The organism is Paenibacillus tundrae (assembly GCF_036884255.1).
GTDB lineage: Bacteria > Bacillota > Bacilli > Paenibacillales > Paenibacillaceae > Paenibacillus.
In genome coordinates this window covers 5,589,694-5,606,197 of record NZ_CP145605.1, presented here as the reverse complement: position 1 = coordinate 5,606,197, position 16,504 = coordinate 5,589,694, and the positions used below count along the sequence as shown (strand labels likewise).

Below are 16,504 nucleotides of genomic sequence, written 5' to 3'. Positions count from 1 at the left end.
GGAGTGATGAAATCAAAATTCATGTTAAGCGACTTGATAGCGCCTGTACCGAATCAGCATATATCAGATGATCAGAGACGACGGCGGGTCAACAGCTCGTATTCGGATGTATTGTATCGGATTCTGAAGCATCAACGATGGGGTGATTTCACTCAGGACATGATTGCGGGAATGACAGTCAGTGGTTTTCGATTGGTGGTTGATCGGCGTCTAACCGCAGAATCGATCTCGGCATACAATTGGATGGCAGAGAATTTTGTAGCGGCTGACTTCATTGGTGTAACGGCGAGCCAGGCGGCAGGGTTTTCATTTGAACCCACCTTTCCAATGTATCAGAAGCAGGCGTTGCATGATATCAAGGCAAGTATTAACCGGGGCGTGGGAGCGATTCTGTGGCATAATCAATTTGTCATTGCTGCTGGGTATGATGATACCGAGCAACTGATCTATCTTTGTGATTGTGAGGGACAGGAGCTGCAGCCCCTACCTTATCATTCTTTTGGAAAAAATGAATCCCCTTACTGGTATTATCAAGTACTCGAGTCTCATCAATCGGTGGATGTATGGGAAGTCTGCAAGGAATCGTTAATCCAGGCCGTCTACAAATGGGAAACTCATGACTACATGTTGCCGCCCCAAGATTATGCCTGCGGAGCAGAAGCCTATACGACCATTGCTGCAGCGCTACAGTCAGGAACGTATGACACGGTTGAGGCGGCGATTGTCCTGCGCTATTATGCAAAATCTAGACAGGATATCGCCTCGTATGTGGCAGCACTGGAGCATCTGTCCATACATATGGATCGGGTTATAAGCGAATACGCCTTACTCGCAGAGCATTATTCCAACATCGTAGAGGTGATCAATGACTACTCCGCGTGGGATGCAAGAGAACCGCAAAGTGTACAAAAGGTGATTGAGCAGATTCAAAGGGCAGGGCATAGAGAGCAACAGGCTATAGATGCTATTAAAAATGCCTTTCCTGAAACGATTGGTAATCGTTTTGCGGATATTGGGTTGAGATAAGCAGAGGATGCATATGCAAAAACGGATAGGCATAAGAGCCTATCTTTTTTTAGTTTATAATCCATATACACGTGCACACCTATCATACGTATTTCACCCTTAATCAGAAAAATAATACAAAAATTTGATTTTGGGGTAATCCAAAACGATCCGTATTCCGAATATTATAATAGATGGTCTTTTTTGGATGATAAATACTGAAGGACAATAGGGGGCGGGAGTATGGTGCAGAATCCGGAAACCATTCAGGAATGTATTGAAAAGGCGAGACAGCGACTCTACCAGATTGCAAATCAGTACCCGGATCTATGGCATCCCGAAGTGATTCGCCAATCCATGGTCTTGGATGAACTGATTAATGAATATAACCAGGCAACCCGTATGAAAAAAACATCGAGCACGCTTCCTCATCATGAGAAACGTTGTAAGAACAAACAGACGAGCAGGATGTGCAGTTCGCCCATTTAGGTCTAATCTGAATCTGGCTGGTTCGAACGCTGCCATGGGACAAGTTTAATCCCTGAAGCTGTAATTTGAATAGGAAAGAAGCATCAAACGTCATCCCTTCCCAGTCCCATAAGGGGAGAGCATACCGGTGGAAAGAGAAAGCATACCTATTCATGAAAATAAATGTAAGCGATATCATTATTGTTTCAATATATAAGAAGAACTATATCAATACGAGATCAGAGAGGACAGAAATAACCAGAACAAGCGGAGTGTATTCCAGAACAACCGTACGTAAGTCTCATTGTTTCGGTCAGTCTTATGAGAGTAAAATAGTAGGTGATAGACGTATGTTAACACGCAGATACCAAGGATGGTCTAAGGGCCAATCTGATTGTATAAGAGGAAGTAGATGCTGTAAGAGAAGATTACATAACAGATAGCGAAAGGCAGGAGAACAAGTGACTATAACAATTAGTGAAGCCATTGAAGAGATGGTTGCAGAGATTCATATATGGTTTGATGAACAGGCGAAACGCACAGATCTGGACAGTATTGTGCAACGAACCACGTTGCAGATGGGGATTTTCAATGATATTTTGCTAGATTACAGACCTGGGCGAACAACGGTAGATAGTGCCGATCTGGATTTGGATGATAGTTTTACATCGAAAAATGCAGTCTTCCTCACACCGGAAGAGGTACGAACGGTGATTCAACCGCAGCTTGTGGAGGTGGTTAAAGGTAAGTTGGAGCAATGGGCACATACTCCAATGATTGATTACCATTTTACCTTTCGAGCAAAATTCCCAACAACCGAAGGTAAGCTACATCTAACATTGCTGGATTATGTCCATGAAGAGAAGAGGCAGCAGTTACTTGAACGTGTTCATTCCTATGTAGACGAGAAGGTGGAGAATGGTACTTATCCCACGAAGCCACTAGAATCGTTTTTCTTGACACGTCATCTTCTTGACGTGAACCTGTTTCCTACATTGGATGTAGCGCGAACGATAGCGATCTTTAATCGAATTCAGGAGTTGAATAAAAGCCGTCCGGAGGCACTCGCGGAGCATCGTAGGAATATAATCCATGCTCTAACCGATTGGGCTGAGGATCAATTTTTGCCCCAGTATTATGATATTCAAACTTCTACCTACCGTGCGAATGAGTATACGCTCAAGCCAGGTGCAGTACTAGAGCAGCAGGAGACCCGGCATCTGGATGGAAATGAGAACCAAGAACAGTTCGCGCAACCGATTGATCTGTTATTGTACGGAGCGGTTATGATCCTTCGCTATGAACCGAGCTACAGTAAACCTAGAGGTCTCAACTTCATGGAGCTTGCCGTGCAATTGGGCAGTAAACGAGCAGTACGTATGATGGATGAAGGTAGTGGAACCTTTGCCAAGGAAGAAATCGTTGTGAAGAATAAACAGGTTGAGTGCAAGGCAAACGATGTATACTCGCTCATCACTATCCAAATACGCCAGGAAGAAGCATCTGCCTATGAACAAGCTCTTACCTTTATTATTCACTTACTGAAACGGGGATTCCCGAAACATTATAAAATCAAATTGAAATCTAGTGATAAGCAATATTTACCGATCAAAGGACTGGCCAAGTCCGATACACATCGCTTCTTCGCTAATGCGCTGCAATATGCAGAACTACATCCGCTTCTTGAGCAATATGCTCGTGTAGCCATCGAACAATTCGAATTTTATGCAGATACAGAAGGGGAGAAGAACTGCATGACGGGCAGTTATGCAGCATTTGGGTTGGGACTCACGGATGAGCAGTATTTTCCATTGGTAGCGTACTACATGAATCATGTGGATGATGAGCATCAGCTAGTGCAGGATAAGTTCATCACTGCGTTTGCCGAGAAATATGGTGTAACTACCCAATCTGCACCTATATTAGTTGATTGTCTGCGCCGTGCTACGGATAGTCTAAAGCTGAAAATTCTGCCTGAGCTGGAAAGTGAGGACAAGCTGGCTCTGCTTGCACAGCAGATGAATGGCCTACAGCCTTTCGAGGTTGAGCATGTGCTGTATCCAATCTGGGGCAAGGTGGAGAAATTAGCCACGCTGGCTCGTAAGGCAGATGGAAGACGCAAAGAGTTGCTGCTTGAACTGTTGCAAGCTGCGGGGAAATAAACGGTTAAGCTTACCAACCAAGGGGGATGAGGAATGGAATCGTTACAGCGAAGCGTGTGGGAAGGTTTATCTGCTCTAGAGAAAGAGGAGTGGATGCACACAATTGCTCGTCAGCTACCAGAGCAGATGAGATATGAAGGTCTGCAGACATTTGAACGCTATGGTCAGCGCACGGAGACCGGTGTATTCGTCTGTGGTGGGCAACAGTTTGTATTTGTGCCAGGAGATCGGGTAATGCTTGGTTGGGACGGCTGGCAGGAGGGGATGAACGAAAAAACGTCTGCCGACATGCTTGAAACGGTGAGTGAGTATGGCGTAGAGGATGTGGACTTGTTTCTCAGCGATCAGATGTCGCCTGTAAGGGAAGTAGAGATTGCCCCGATGCTGGTAGAGTGCCGTACCCATTCCCTTGGCTGGATCGAAGTGACAGAAGAAGAGGCGAGGAAGCAGGGCGATCCTGATTTTGCAGCAGCGTTGGAGGAGTTCAAGCAGGGTAAGCTAAACGAATATGAACAATATCAACAGTTTCGCTTGGTTCGACGCGGTGGAGAAATCCAGTTCTTATGGTTCAATGAGGATTTAACCCTGGAAGATCTTTTGGAGGAAACAGCGGAAGCGGGATTTGGTGTGCTTACCGAGGACGAGTGGGAGTATCTGTATGGAGGCGGATGCCGTACGTTATTTCCTTGGGGCGACAGCTTTGATTACACCTTGAAATTAAAGCACTTTGGTGACTTACAGGAAGCGGACAAGCTGATGGGCGATTCCACTGAACCTCCCCCTGCCTTGGTAGATGAGGCTGATCGCCCCTATGATCTAGAGCTGCCCAACTTTTTTGGGGTACAATTTGTCGGTGATCCCTATACGTATGAACTTACACTAGATGACGATGGAGAGATGCAGCCCAAAGGTGGAGACGGTGGTTCCATGATCTGTGGTGGTATGGGGCCATTAGTCGGCTTTCTCCCCGCTGCTGCTGTATTTTATCGTGATACCAATGCGAGTGACCTGGACTGGGAAGATGTGATGGATTGTATGCACTACAGGAGAGTAATCCGTTTAACGGGGGTTGCCTATTCCTAGACTGGCTAGGATCTTGTACCAGGACGGAATATGCGTGGTTACAAAAGCACCTAAAACAGAAGCCATACCCGTTAAGGACATCATACGTCCCTGGGGGTATGGCTTTCTATGATTCATTTTTTCGAAAAGGATGGCCTGTTATCGAATATCCACAGACCATGCGCCATCGGCTTGTACCGCAATTGCATATACGCCATCGGTTGTAATATTCAAGCTCGTCGATCCTGAGTATGTACCTGTCTCATCGATCAGTTTTGTATTGGAATCGAGGCCAACGGTTTTGTTAATATAAGCAGTAAAGTGGCTATCTCCTTTATGTTTGAAGGTAAATGTGGTTGTACCGCTTTTGATATACACAAATACCACATTATCTCCTTTGCCCTTTGTCTTGGCAGGAGCGCGAAGGGTATCCTCTGGAATTTTCTGCGTTGTGTGCAACGTCCAGGCGCCATCTGAAATGACATCCAACGTAAACTGCGCGTTTGTTGGAATGTGAGCGAAGGATTTTCCACTGTATTCCCCAGTTTTATCAAATATTCGTGCAGACTCGCCATTTTCATTGGTCAAATTAACCTGGAATGAGCCATTGCCTGCATGAGTGGCATCTATGGCGACCATACCATAATTCAGTGGAAAAGGATCCGTTATTTGATTACCCTTAGCTTCAAAATGAACTGATCTGGCAAGATACTGTTCAAGAATCGGTTTGCCGTCTAATTCCTGATACAGTTGCTTAACTTGTTCATAGTCGTCAGCAGCTATGCTCTCAGCGAGTGTGAGTAGAATGTCTTTATTTTCAGGTTCATATTTGTTATTGGCGTATTCGGTAATACGTGCAGCCATTCGTTCTATATCCCCGGGGGCGATCACTCCTTCGACAGTCGCTTGTTTCATGTATTCTTTAGCCTCGGCCAATGCTTTATATTTTCCACCCGTATTTTGAATATCCTTATAACTAACGCTCTCACGACCTGAATTTGGGAATAAAATATCCACCGTTAACAACCAAATGACTCCTGTAATGGATGCAGCAATAATATACCATTTGGGACTGTTAGTTGATTTTTTGTGAATGCGCCATGCTGTGATGGTGAAAAAGAAGCACAGTAATAATACTAATATTGAAATAATGATCATATGAATCTCCCTGTTCGTTATTCTGTTGATCTCGTGCTAAGAAACAGCATATTCCATTATAAACCAATTCCTTGTGAAATGAAGCCGGACAAAAGCCCTTGTTTTCAGAAGTGAAGAAAGCATTCTAGATAGGACAAAACACACATCGAGTCTGCCTATATAGGAAGGAAAAGACCGATGTGCGTTGTGTTGTGACTGATCAGCTGGGTATGAAGAAGCACCGCGTGCTGAAAGCTGCACGCGGTGCAAAAATAGAAAGTTATTTATTAGATGTACTATAGTCGCGATGTTGTTAACTGAACTTATTTCAACTTCTGCACAGAGACTGCCATTTGCTCCAGTTGAGCGTGAGTTAATTGGTTGTTCGGTGAGCTTACCGTTACATAACGATCATCCAGTTGGAAGGTCAGCAAATCGGTTTGATCAGGAGTATACCATTTCGCAGATAAGCCATTTGGTAATTTTACCGTTTTGCCATCATAGCTGAATGAATAGTCTTTGGGTGATACCGTTACATTCATGCGATTGAATACAAAGTTTACACCATCACCACCAGCGCCTACACTTTTGAATGTATCTCCGGCAACCATATGCTGCGGCGCATACGCGGTTTTGAATCCGTCGAACTTCGCAAATGCCTTGCGGATGTTATCCAGTTGTTGCTTGGTGTAATTTACATCTGCGAAGGCCGTGATGCCTTGATCATTGTTGCTGTTAGCCTTCTGAACAGAGACCGCAACTTGTTGCAACTGCGCTTGCGTTAACTTGTGGTCTGGTGAGCTAATGGTAACGTAACGATCATCCAGCTGGAAGGTCAGCATACCAGTTTTGTCTGGAGTGTACCATTTGGCAGTAACCCCATTGGACAGTTTCACGTTTTTGCTCGGATAGCCGTCTGAATAATCTCTTGGTGAGATATCCACTTTCATATGATTGAATATAAAGCTGACACCATCGTCACCAGCACCTACGCTTTTGAATGTGTCGCCTGTAGTCATTTGTTGCGGTGCATAAGCCGTCTCGAAACCGTCAAATTGCGCAAAAGCTTTCTGGATCGCTTCTTTTTGCGCTGAAGTATACGTTACATTGGTCAGAGCTGTTGGATTGTTAGTCGCTTGACCGATAATCACTTGTCCTTTTTGGCTGTCATAGGATACGGGTACATGGAGTGCATCAGCCAGTGCGCGTACAGGCAGATACGTGGAATTGTTATATGTGATTGGAGCTAGTTTGTTACCATTGCCATCTGTCGGTGAGTATGCCGCACCATCGACGTTGAAGCTGATTTCGTGGTTAAGATAGGCGGAGATTTTCTCCAGTTGTGTACCTGCAAATACTCCCGTTGCACCAGTTAACGTCATTCCCAGTACCATCATCGTTGCTACGGATTTCTTCATGTTCTTTTTCATCATTTATCTCTCCTTCAAGTTCGAATTGGTTAGTATCTTGTGGGCTCGCTGTCCCTTATGGCTTTATATTAAACCTCGAACATATCCAGAATAATTCTGAATTATCTCCAACTTGTAAACATATGCGTCATGGCTCACGATAAGGGAAAGGACATCTGATCTTAGATATCAAACGAAACGATGAACATAACAAGGAGGGGAATTATGACCAACCTGGATATGAAAACTATAGCGTCACAGTATACGATGGGGGAGATTCTGAATTGTACATCGATGCAGCAAGGGACAAGTTCAGCCGCAATGTTGCTGCAGACCACGTTAGGTAGGTTTGTATTACGTCAGCTCAGGGATGAAGGACAAGCTTTGGCTGAATATGAAGTATACGAGGCACTGGCACCTGCAAATATATCACCAAGCATCCTGTGTACGGAGGAAGGTCTACCTTATATTACCCTTGGGCATATGATTTATAATGTTCAGACTTATATTGAAAAAGTAGTGCCGCAGCACTCGCTAAGATTGAATTATGTTGAGTTGGGTGAAGTGATCGCACATTTCCATCAACGCATCTTGCACTTGGATATGGCTAGACTGGGTCAGAAGGATCGTTTTGCTCTACCTTCATTATGGGAAGCAGTAAGTGGGGATATTCTGAATTCGTCGTCTGAGGTAATACGGCGTTTGGCAAGTCATGTGGAGGAATGTTGCAAGTATCAATCGAAGCATACGGCTGTAATACATGGGGATCTAGGGCTGTGGAATGTGCTGTTCACGGAGAGTCATATGTATATCATTGATGTCGGAGAAGTACGGCGTGGGAACCATCATTTTGACTTAGCGGCTATACTGTCTTCGACGTGTTCTTCCTCCATCACAGTGTGCGAGCTGGAGGAGCGAATGATTCAATTGGAACGTGGATATCGCTCTGAAGGGCGCGACGTTAATCGGGAGATTCTATACGAACAGATCCATCTATGGGTCATTCGTGGACTGTTAGCCATCATAAGAGAGAAGGGAATCATTGCTCCAACGATCCCCTATGTCGAGCAGAATCTAGCGTTTCTCGGTAAATGTCAGACGGTAATGGGTTAAATTTCAGAGTGGTGGATAGGATAGGATTAATTACTGGCTGAAAAGATTTAGTTCACTAAATAAAGGATTAATCCACCTACGCCAAACACGATTGCAAAAACATATACATACGAAAGCCGGCTCAGATTTTGTTTGGTTTTGCGGTCATAATCAGGATTGCTGGTTTGATTCGCCTTCGAATTACCGATGAGCAGCGTAGCAATTCCGCCAAATAAAGCGATAGCAATAACTAAGATATAAGGCAACAACGTATGCTCGACCTCCCTTTCAAAATAATAGATATGAATCGATACATATGTCGTTATACAAATAATACGTATGTTGCATAAGCCGCAATAACTAAACAGGCAGCCCCACCGATTCGAACGGAAAATCTATAAAGAGCAGAAGGTTCCGTAGCGTCAGAAGTTTTCCACTTTTCCGTGATAACCCACAGAACAGATGGAGTAATGAACATAAGTAAGCCAACGAGACTGAAAATAATGGCAATAGTCAAAGTCATTTGAAGGCGCCTTTCTGTTATTGGATTACAATAATTGGCGATTTCCCATATGTCATCATTATATCACACAAAAAAAGGAAGGGGAGTGCTCTCATTCTAGATTAATCCTTGATTTTCGAATGAACTTTTTAAAATTTAAAATATTGAATAATCCTTGTCCTGACGGGCTTTCGCGACTCTCTTTTATGGGGGTTGCGATTTTTTTTTTGAATTTGGAGTGATCCGAATCTGCAATGCCTACGTTACACCCTATGAAGATGACGACAAGGAAAGAAATGATACCCAAAACGACACTAGGAGTGAATACACGATGAAGATGAAAATGAAGAAGTTTATCGCACCTGTACTTAGTTTGACACTGTTGATGCCAGGGATCGCAGGAGCCGCTTCCGCACCACAGACACCAATGACAATGATGAAAGCATCGGTGAACACACCGGCTGCAGACCTTAGAGCGAACCTGGATCACCTATTGTCTGAACACTTTGCACTCGCCGTAACCGCGATGGCAAAAGCTTATGATGGAGCAAAGGATGCTGATGCAGCATACAAAGCACTGGATCAGAATGCATTGGATATGCAGCCAGCGATCGCTTCCCTATACGGTGACGCTGGTGCGAAGGAATTCGAACGTATCTTCCGTGCACATAACAAATACACCGATGACCTAGTGAAGGCAACCAAAATGGGTAACCAAGCTGGCATCAAGCAAGCACAAGCGAACATCAACGGCTTTGTGGATGAATTCTCTACATTCCTCAGTACAGCGACTGAAGGCAAATTGCCAAAGGCAGCAGCCAAACAGGCTTTGCAAGTACATGAAGATCTCGTGCAAAAAGTATTCGATGAATACGTCGCTGGAGATTATGCGGATGCATACAAGGCTTACCGTGAAGGCTTCAAAGAAATGTTCGACGTAAGTAAAGCACTCTCTACAGCGATTACTACACAAATGCCTGAGAAATTCGATCACACCAAAGCGGACACAAAAGCAGCTGATCTGAGATCTACGCTCAACCACTTGGCATCCGAACACTTTGCGCTCTCTGCTCTGCAAATGCAGGAAGAATACGATGGACGCACAGCAGCTTCCAACGCACTGGTTACAGCTGAAGCTGGCAACACCGCTGATTTCAAAGCAGCCATTGCTTCCGTTTACGGTAACGATGGTGCCAATGCGTTCGAGAAAATTTGGGTAACCAACCACGTTAATGCACAGAGTGATTATGTAAAAGCCGTTAAAAACAACGATGCTACGGCTCGTGCAGCCGTAGAGAAACGTATCGATGGATTTACAACAGAGTTTGCAACATTCCTAGATTCTGCAACAGCAGGCAACCTGCCAAAAGCAGCAGGACAACAAGCGCTGACAACACACGAGAACCAAGTGCAAAAAGTCCTCGACCAATATGCAGCAGGCAATTATGATGCTTCTTACACAACGAATCGTGAAGGCTTCAAAGTGATGTTCGGTGTAGGTCAAGCGTTGGGTAACGCGATTGTGACTCAATTCAACGATAAGTTTCAAGAGCCAGCAGCTCCAACAACGCCTGCACCAGCTCCGGATATGACAACGGTATGGATGCAAGTGAACAGCAAAACGCTGAAAATTAACGATGAAACAACCAATATGGATACAACACCAGTACTGTGGAAAAACACAACCTACATTCCACTGCGTTTCTTGAGTGAAGGTATTGGTGCAACGGTAAAATGGGACAAAAAGGCACAACAAGTAACGGTCATGGCTGGCAACGATACGCTCGAATTCTGGGTGAACAACAATGTGATGGAAGTTAATGGTGTGAAGAAAAACGTAGGCTCTACCGTATTTGTCAACAAAGATGGTCGTACGCAAGTACCACTGCGCTTCATTGCTGAGTTACTGAACTGGGACGTGAAATGGGCACAAAAAGACGGTTCCATTACACTAACCAAATCGATGTAACTCGAAAAATGGAATAGAATGACTGTTGTCGATCACCAAACGATTTCAAGAAACCATGACCATATTCTCTGGGGAGCGTAGCTCTTCTTACCCAGGATTGTAATCATCATCTAAACATATTGTGCTGCCCACTACATGCTGCTCTAGGATGTAGTGGGCAGTTTTGTTATATCCCGATTTCGTTTCGGTAGATCATATATTGAATAGGATAAGCATATCCGATGTAATCACGAATAAATCCAAACAAATTCAAATATTTGGTATAATCATCAAGTAATGACTTACATAACAGCTTGGATAGCCGATGTAGCCTAGAATGATGTATGATCTATTTAGTATGAGCAAAATAAAAGGGGGACAGTGGAATGAGTACATCATCCAAACCGGAGCGTTCAGCGAAAAACGTGGACACGCGGTTATTCATTGCTTGGGCCGTTTCTGTCATTGCGACAGGCGGCAGTTTATATTTTAGTGAAATTAAGGGATACATTCCTTGTGATCTGTGTTGGTTCCAGCGCATTTTCATGTACCCGCTAACGATTGTGCTCGGCATTGCTTATTTCAAGGATGATGTGGGCATTGCCAAATATGTACTGCCGCTCAGCTTTGTTGGTGGCGGAATATCGTTATATCATGTTACGATCCAGCGTATCTTCTCAGCTACAGGTAATGCCGTGGCTTGCGGTAAAGTTCCTTGTTACACCGATTATCTGAATTGGTTCGGCTTCATTACGATTCCTTTGCTCGCTCTAATCGCTTTTATTATCATCATTGTAGCGCTGTGGGGCATTGGCAAAGCATCCAAATCTTCTTTGTAAGAAAGGATAGATGGTCGATGAGCGGATATATCCGTAGGTGCATGTCTTTTATCATGTTAATTGTACTGACCGCGGCTTGCTCTTATCAGGATCAGAATGCATCGGGTGAGATGCCGGTCATGATCAAAGTACAGCTCATGGTTCCGGAACAGGTCTCACCTGGTGAGCTTGTGTCTTTACAGTTGAAGCTGACACAGGGTGACGCGCCAGTTAGCAATGCGGATCAAGTGCAGTTCCAGATCTGGGACAAGCTTAACGAGCCTGCTCCGGTGTCGCCGGAAGAAGGTTATATGACTGTTGAGAAGCTGGAGGAACAAGGGGCTTTGACAGCCAGAGAAGTGGAAGATGGAATCTACGAGGTAGATTATACATTTGAAGAGCCAGGCTCTTATGTGGTTCAAGCTCATGTAACACATGGGTCTATGCACAGTATGCCGAGAAAGAATGTTGAAGTGAAATAAAGCGGGCGTAGCAGCCATTGGTTCAGCGCAGTAAATGTGTTTATTATAATTAATGATATTAATGAATTTAATAAGTTTGTAGGAAAAGAGGTTGTTATGGCAACAATTCATGATGTTGCACTCAGAGCAGGAGTGTCCGTAACTACCGTCTCGCGTGTATTAAATAACCGGGGGTATATCAGTCAAAAGACCCGGGATAAAGTGTATCAGACGATGAGTGAACTGAATTATCGTCCGAATGAGATTGCCCGTTCTCTCTTGCGTAAGCAGTCCAATGTCATCGGCTTAATTATTCCTGATGTGTCCCATCCGTTTTTTGGTGAGATGGCCAATTATATTGAGTATCATGCCTACCAGCATGGGTTCAAGATCATGCTATGCAACTCGCATATGGAGCCTTCCAAAGAGCGAGAGTATGTGGAAATGCTCAAAGGCAACCGAGTGGATGGCATTATTATGGGTAGCCATACGCTTGAAGTAGACGAGTATATGAATCTGCATTCACCTATTGTCACCTTTGACCGTCAGATTGGGACGGACATTCCGTTTATTTCCTCTGATAATTATCAGGGAGGAGTTATGGCTGCTGAATTGCTTCTTGCTAAAGGCAGAAGGAAAGTGGCTCATATCTGCGGCAATCTAGGATTGCAGATGCTCTCTAATCGCAGAACAGCAGGGTTTGTGGACAAGCTGGAGGCACACGGTATCAAGCCAATCGCTACACATGAAACAAATCTGAACGTGTTTAGTCAGGAGCAATATACGGAACTGGTTGAACAATTACTGGTGGAGCATCCCGAAGTAGACGGTTTGTTTGTGACTAGTGACCTAATCGCTATTCATGCACTGAAACAAATGATCGCCCGTGGGCGCAAAGTTCCCGAGGATATTTCCATCATTGGATATGATGATATTCGTGCGGCAAGCTATGTGCTGCCAGGCATTACGACGATCAGACAACCAGTGGAACGCATGGCTGAACTTGCGGTGGAGCTGATTCGTCGTCAAATTGCAGAAGAAGAAATTACAATGGAGAACATTTTGCCAGTTACCCTAGTGGAAAGAGAGACGACCTAATTGGGTCGTTTTTTTATTTATGTCAAACGATTGACATGTCAAACCTTTGACATTATAATCAGTCCTGTAAGCGGTTTCTTTCATGCATACTCATAAACGGGGGGAATAACAGATGAGAAGAGAGCGGAAATGGGCGAAGTTATCCATATTATCATTAGTTATGGTCGTCATTCTTTCGGCATGTGGCGGTACACAATCAGGATCGGAAACAGATGCATCCAGCGGATCTGGCGATAACGTGAAGATTACGTTTTTGAATTCTAAGACAGAGATAAATAGCCAGCTAGAGCAGGCAGCGAAAGACTTCCAAACAGATAACCCTAATATTACGGTGGAGATTGTACCTGTAGGTAACGGACAGTCGCCATTTGAGAAAGCTTCCGCTTTGTACGCTTCCGGCAATCCAACAACGATGATGATGCTGGATACAGGGGATGTAGAGAAATTTAAGGATCGTGTTCTGGATCTTACCTCTGAAAAATGGATGAAGGATGCCGTTGAGAACAGCACAGCAGCAACGACATTTGATGGCAAAAACTATGCCTTCCCACTCTCCATTGAGGGATATGGTTTTATCTACAACCAGAAAGTGTTGGATGAGGCTGTAGGCGGCACATTTGACCCACAAACGGTACAAACAACTGCACAGCTTGATGAACTGTTCCAGAAAATTGCAGCGACCGGCAAATCACCTCTCATTGTTTCACCAATGGATTGGTCGCTCGGAGCACACTACCTTGCACTTGCTTATGGTGGACAGTCGCCAGATCGTGCCAAAGTTGATCAATTCATTCTTGATTTGAAAGCGGGTACAGTGGACTTGGCTTCCAATGCGGTCTTTAATGGCCTGATGGATACGTTTGATCTTATGAAAGCTAACAATATCGACAAAGCTTCTCCACTCTCTGGTACATATGAGCGTGGACCTGAAGTTTTAGGAAAAGGCGAGGTCGGTATCTGGTTCCAAGGGAACTGGGCATGGCCACAGATCGACAGCTTTGATACAGCAGACGGACAATATGGCTTCCTGCCAGTGCCTGTAAGTAACAACGCAGACGATTTTGGTAATAAACAAATCTCTGCAGCCGTATCCAAACGCATTCTGATCGACAAAGAAAAGAATACACCCGCACAGCAGGAAGCAGCGAAGAAATTCCTAGACTGGATCGTGTATGAGTCGAAAGGACAGGATTTCCTTGTGAATCAGGCAAGTATCATTCCGGCATTTAGCAATATCACACTGGAACCGGCTGACCCACTTGGTAAGTCTATTAGTGACTACATCAAAGCTGGCAACATTGAAGAATCCATGAGTACGCTACCAGCTGATCATTGGTCTAAACTGGGGGCTTCCATGCAGAAGTATTTGGCTGACGTTATTGATCGTGATGCACTGGCCAAAGAAATTCAGAGCTACTGGACTAACGTGAAATAAATAGGGGCTTCTTGGTCAGAGAACGGGGATGAGTTCTCTACCGGAATCTAAGAGCACCAGATTAACACATAGAGAGTGGTTGGTATGCCTTAGGCGATAGCAGGTGGAGGAGAATTTCAACTCGCTAGCTAGCATTCGTCTTAGGCAAACCAACGGTATACACCTTGGGATAGAGTGGAGGATGACGATGCTGACCGAAAAAGGATTATGGGCTCGCTTGCGCACCCGGCTCATCTTTACCGGCCCGACGCTGTTTGCGTTTGGTACAGTCATGATTATTCCGTTCTTGTATGGGATATATCTGACGTTTACGAACTGGGACGGGATTGCTGTTGAGCAAAGTCTCGTGGGCTGGGATAACTATATCGGCGTGTTCAAGGACACCGTGTTCTGGAAATCATTTGTGATGACGCTGGAATACGTATTTATTACCGTGGTGCTGACCAATGCTGTTGCATTTTTGCTCGCTTATGCGGTAACTCGTGGAATTAAGGCGCAGGGCTTATTCCGGGCAGGCTTCTTCCTACCCAATCTGGTCGGCGGAATTGTGCTGGGCTTCATTTGGCAGTTTATTTTCAACCAAGTATTCGTATTTGCTGGACAAAAAATGAATATTCCCCTGTTCCAAGCCTCCTGGCTGGCAGACCCGGACAAGGCTTTCTGGGCACTAGTGATCGTGACGGTATGGCAATATGCAGGTTATATGATGGTCATCTACATTGCAGGTTTGATGAATGTACCCAAAGACGTGATGGAGGCGGCCAGCATTGACGGAGCAAGTAACCGCAGGATGTTGGGACGTATCGTATTGCCACTCATGGTACCTTCGTTCATCGTATGTATTTTTCTATCGCTCCAGCGTGGTTTTATGGTCTACGATCTCAACGTCTCATTAACGAGCGGGGGACCATTCAAAAGCACAGAAATGGTATCCATGCATGTGTATGAGCAAGCCTTCCTGGCACGTGATTACGGATTAGGTCAAGCAGAAGCGTTTGTTCTGTTTATCCTTGTTGCCACCATTACATTGCTCCAGGTGTATTTCAGTAAGAAGTTGGAGGTGGAGGCATGATGGCTGGACAATCTCGTATGCTGGGCATGGCTAAATTATGTTCCTTAATCGTAGCGATGATGGTCTTCATTTTCCCATTTCTGCTACTGATCTCGAATTCGTTTAAGGCTAATCAGGCCATTACGTCAGATCCGCTGGGTCTACCCGCATCCTTCCAATGGGATAATTACGTGAGCGCTTTCGATAAAATGGGGTATATATCTGCATTCGGCAATTCATTGCTGATTACGGTGTTGGGTGTAGTGCTGATTGCATTGTTCGCAGCGATGACGGCTCATTATTTTGTACGGCACAATAGCAAGCTGAATCAATATCTGTTTTTCCTGATGGTTGCAGCGATGATTATTCCTTTTCAGGCGATTATGATTCCGCTCGTAAAAATCTATGGTTCCTTGAGCTTGCTCGATAACAAATGGTCGCTTATTTACATGTACATCGGGTTTGGTAGCCCACTCGCCGTATTTATCTATCATGGGTTTATCAAGAGCATTCCGTTGGAATTGGAAGAAGCAGCACTCATGGACGGGTGCGGACGAGTACAGACCTTCTTTCGCATCGTGCTACCGGTGTTACTGCCAACAAGTGTTACGATTGCGGTGCTTAATGTTCTGTGGATCTGGAATGACTTCCTGCTGCCTTCCTTGGTGCTAACTTCTTCCGAACAGCGGACATTGCCATTATCTACGTTCTATTTCTACGGTACCTATACTGTGGATTACGGCCCACTGATGGCTGGGCTTGTACTGACATTATTGCCTGTGTTGGTCGTATATCTATTTGCACAGAAGTATATTATTCAAGGTGTAATGCAAGGATCCATCAAATAAAATCCGCT

The 16,504-nt window shown here is 44.7% G+C and carries 16 protein-coding genes; 12 read left to right on the top strand and 4 right to left on the bottom strand.

Annotation, left to right across the window (positions count from 1 at the left end; translation table 11 throughout):
* The first annotated feature begins 3 nt into the window (after nt 1-3).
* The 4 genes from V6W81_RS25165 (at nt 4) to V6W81_RS25150 (ending at nt 4,718) form a co-directional block, all read left to right on the top strand.
* A complete protein-coding gene (locus tag V6W81_RS25165; protein ID WP_338540733.1) occupies nt 4-1,026 on the top strand; it encodes a hypothetical protein in 1,023 nt (340 codons plus the stop codon).
* 222 nt (nt 1,027-1,248) lie between these two features.
* On the top strand, nt 1,249-1,494 hold the full coding sequence (locus tag V6W81_RS25160; RefSeq protein WP_128103629.1) for an aspartyl-phosphate phosphatase Spo0E family protein: 246 nt from the start codon (nt 1,249-1,251) through the stop codon (nt 1,492-1,494).
* 473 nt (nt 1,495-1,967) lie between these two features.
* Nucleotides 1,968-3,635 (top strand): DUF6138 family protein, encoded by a 1,668-nt coding sequence (locus V6W81_RS25155; protein ID WP_430701384.1) that lies wholly within the window; start codon nt 1,968-1,970, stop codon nt 3,633-3,635.
* A 33-nt stretch (nt 3,636-3,668) separates the two neighbouring features.
* The gene (locus V6W81_RS25150; protein WP_338540731.1) at nt 3,669-4,718 is read left to right on the top strand and encodes a hypothetical protein; all 1,050 of its coding nucleotides are present in this window, start codon (nt 3,669-3,671) and stop codon (nt 4,716-4,718) included.
* Between the two features lie 138 nt (nt 4,719-4,856).
* Here V6W81_RS25150 and V6W81_RS25145 read toward each other — a convergent pair whose 3' ends face one another.
* Both V6W81_RS25145 and V6W81_RS25140 read right to left on the bottom strand, forming a co-directional pair.
* Complete coding sequence (locus V6W81_RS25145; RefSeq protein ID WP_338540730.1) at nt 4,857-5,855, bottom strand: hypothetical protein; 999 nt, start codon at nt 5,853-5,855, stop codon at nt 4,857-4,859.
* A 302-nt stretch (nt 5,856-6,157) separates the two neighbouring features.
* On the bottom strand, nt 6,158-7,267 hold the full coding sequence (locus tag V6W81_RS25140; protein WP_338540729.1) for a stalk domain-containing protein: 1,110 nt from the start codon (nt 7,265-7,267) through the stop codon (nt 6,158-6,160).
* Between the two features lie 201 nt (nt 7,268-7,468).
* On the opposite strand from V6W81_RS25140, the gene V6W81_RS25135 reads away from it, so the two are divergent.
* Nucleotides 7,469-8,356, top strand: coding sequence for a phosphotransferase (locus V6W81_RS25135; protein ID WP_338540728.1), 888 nt, complete (start codon nt 7,469-7,471; stop codon nt 8,354-8,356).
* A gap of 47 nt (nt 8,357-8,403) precedes the next feature.
* On the opposite strand, the gene V6W81_RS25130 is transcribed toward V6W81_RS25135, so the two are convergent.
* The gene (locus V6W81_RS25130; RefSeq protein ID WP_338540727.1) at nt 8,404-8,604 is read right to left on the bottom strand and encodes a hypothetical protein; all 201 of its coding nucleotides are present in this window, start codon (nt 8,602-8,604) and stop codon (nt 8,404-8,406) included.
* Nucleotides 8,605-8,657: 53 nt separating this feature from the next.
* Nucleotides 8,658-8,858, bottom strand: a complete 201-nt coding sequence (locus V6W81_RS25125; protein WP_338540726.1) for a DUF6199 family natural product biosynthesis protein — start codon at nt 8,856-8,858, stop codon at nt 8,658-8,660.
* Between the two features lie 316 nt (nt 8,859-9,174).
* Here V6W81_RS25125 and V6W81_RS25120 point away from each other — a divergent pair, with 316 nt between their 5' ends.
* From V6W81_RS25120 to V6W81_RS25090, 7 genes are all read left to right on the top strand, one after another.
* The gene (locus V6W81_RS25120; protein ID WP_430701383.1) at nt 9,175-10,806 is read left to right on the top strand and encodes a copper amine oxidase N-terminal domain-containing protein; all 1,632 of its coding nucleotides are present in this window, start codon (nt 9,175-9,177) and stop codon (nt 10,804-10,806) included.
* Nucleotides 10,807-11,171: 365 nt separating this feature from the next.
* The gene (locus tag V6W81_RS25115) at nt 11,172-11,624 is read left to right on the top strand and encodes a disulfide oxidoreductase (RefSeq protein WP_145051828.1); all 453 of its coding nucleotides are present in this window, start codon (nt 11,172-11,174) and stop codon (nt 11,622-11,624) included.
* A 53-nt stretch (nt 11,625-11,677) separates the two neighbouring features.
* On the top strand, nt 11,678-12,085 hold the full coding sequence (locus V6W81_RS25110; RefSeq protein ID WP_338540724.1) for a FixH family protein: 408 nt from the start codon (nt 11,678-11,680) through the stop codon (nt 12,083-12,085).
* Between the two features lie 96 nt (nt 12,086-12,181).
* Nucleotides 12,182-13,162, top strand: a complete 981-nt coding sequence (locus V6W81_RS25105; RefSeq protein WP_338540723.1) for a LacI family DNA-binding transcriptional regulator — start codon at nt 12,182-12,184, stop codon at nt 13,160-13,162.
* A gap of 112 nt (nt 13,163-13,274) precedes the next feature.
* Nucleotides 13,275-14,597, top strand: coding sequence for an ABC transporter substrate-binding protein (locus tag V6W81_RS25100; RefSeq protein ID WP_338540722.1), 1,323 nt, complete (start codon nt 13,275-13,277; stop codon nt 14,595-14,597).
* 187 nt (nt 14,598-14,784) lie between these two features.
* The gene (locus V6W81_RS25095; RefSeq protein ID WP_338540721.1) at nt 14,785-15,669 is read left to right on the top strand and encodes a carbohydrate ABC transporter permease; all 885 of its coding nucleotides are present in this window, start codon (nt 14,785-14,787) and stop codon (nt 15,667-15,669) included.
* 17 nt (nt 15,670-15,686) lie between these two features.
* The gene (locus V6W81_RS25090) at nt 15,687-16,496 is read left to right on the top strand and encodes a carbohydrate ABC transporter permease (protein WP_397350964.1); all 810 of its coding nucleotides are present in this window, start codon (nt 15,687-15,689) and stop codon (nt 16,494-16,496) included.
* Nucleotides 16,497-16,504: the final 8 nt, after the last annotated feature.